At 61.1% G+C, this 1,711-nt stretch carries 1 protein-coding gene; it reads left to right on the top strand.

Translation table 11 applies throughout. From position 1 onward, the window contains the following. Positions 1–141: 141 nt before the first annotated feature. A partial coding sequence (gene glgB, locus GX108_06545) for a 1,4-alpha-glucan branching protein GlgB (GenBank protein ID NLO56693.1) occupies positions 142–1,711 on the top strand: 1,570 nt, incomplete at its 3' end.

Below are 1,711 nucleotides of genomic sequence, written 5' to 3'. Positions count from 1 at the left end.
CCCCCCCATCTACTTCCTGGGGAAGATCGATTTCATGAACCGTTTCCTGGGCAAATGGTCCTACGACGACCACTCCGGGCGCGGTTCCTTCTATGGGATTTTACAGAAGGACTGATGCCCTGATCGGTCCTCGACGGGTCGATGCGCTATGACACCTCGCTCCTGACGGAGCAGGACATATATCTTTTCAAGGAAGGGCGCCACTGCCGGCTCTACGAGAGGCTCGGCGCCCATTTTCTTGACCTGGACGAGGGTCCGGGCACCCACTTCGCCCTATGGGCACCGGCGGCCGAGGGTGTTTCCGTCATGGGCGACTTCAACGGCTGGGACAAGAAGAACCGCCCTCTGAAGCCCCGGTGCGACTCCTCGGGCATCTGGGAGGGCTTCGTACCGGGAGTGCAACCGGGAGCTCTATACAAATTCTATATCGGTTCATCCGAAGGAGGCGCCGAGAAAGGAGACCCCTTCGCCCGTTTCTGGGAGACTGCCCCCAAGACGGCCTCGGTGGTCTGGAACGGTTCCCACGCCTGGAACGACGGCGAGTGGATGGCCGAAAGGGAGAGGCGAAACGCCCTGGAGAGCCCCCTGTCGATCTACGAGGTGCACCCTGGGTCGTGGAGGCGAAGGAGCGACGGTGGGTTCCTGTCCTGGCGCGAGATGGCTCCCCTGTTGGCCGAATATGCCAGGGAGATGGGCTTCACCCACGTGGAACTGCTGCCGGTGATGGAGCATCCCTTTTACGGTTCCTGGGGGTACCAGACGCTGGGGTATTTTGCCCCCACGAGCCGGTTCGGAAAACCCGAGGAGCTGATGTACCTCGTCGACATCCTCCACGGGGCGGGGATAGGGGTGATCCTGGACTGGGTACCGTCGCATTTTCCCGATGACCCCCACGGGCTGGCGAGGTTCGATGGGACCCACCTTTTCGAGTACGCCGACCCGAGGAAGGGCTTTCACCCCGACTGGAAGAGCTGCATCTTCAATTACGGACGGAACGAGGTGCGGTCCTTCCTGCTGAGCAGTGCCTCTTTCTGGGCCGACCAGTTCCACGCCGACGGGATAAGGGTCGATGCAGTGACCTCCATGCTCTACCTGGACTATTCCAGGAAGGAGGGGGAGTGGGTGCCCAACATCCACGGCGGGAGGGAAAACCTGGAGGCCCTGGAGTTCCTGAGGGAGCTCAACATCGCTCTATACAGGGATTTTCCGGACATCCAGACCTTCGCCGAAGAGTCGACGACGTGGCCCATGGTGACCCGGCCCGTTCACACCGGGGGGCTGGGCTTTGGGCTGAAGTGGAACATGGGGTGGATGAACGATACCCTCTCCTTCATGTCGAAGGATCCCAGCCGCCGGAAGAACGATCACGACTCGCTGACCTTTTCGGCCTGGTACGCCTTTTCGGAGAACTTCGTGCTGCCCCTTTCCCACGATGAGGTGGTCCACGAGAAGGGTTCCCTGATCGGCAAGATGCCCGGCGACGGATGGGAAAAATTCGCCTCTCTTAGGCTGCTTTACGGGTACATGTTCGCCCATCCGGGGAAGAAACTGCTCTTCATGGGCGGTGAGTTCGCCCAGGAAAAAGAGTGGGACCACGACAGCCCCCTGGAGTGGCACCTCCTGGAGCGGGAGCCCAACGCCGGCGTCAGGCGCTGGGTGGGGGATCTGAACAGGGTCTACAAGGAAACGAAGGCCCTCCACGAACGGGACT

The organism is Thermovirga sp. (genome assembly GCA_012523215.1).
Lineage (GTDB): Bacteria > Synergistota > Synergistia > Synergistales > Thermovirgaceae > 58-81.
This window is presented reverse-complemented; position numbering and strand designations above follow the sequence as displayed.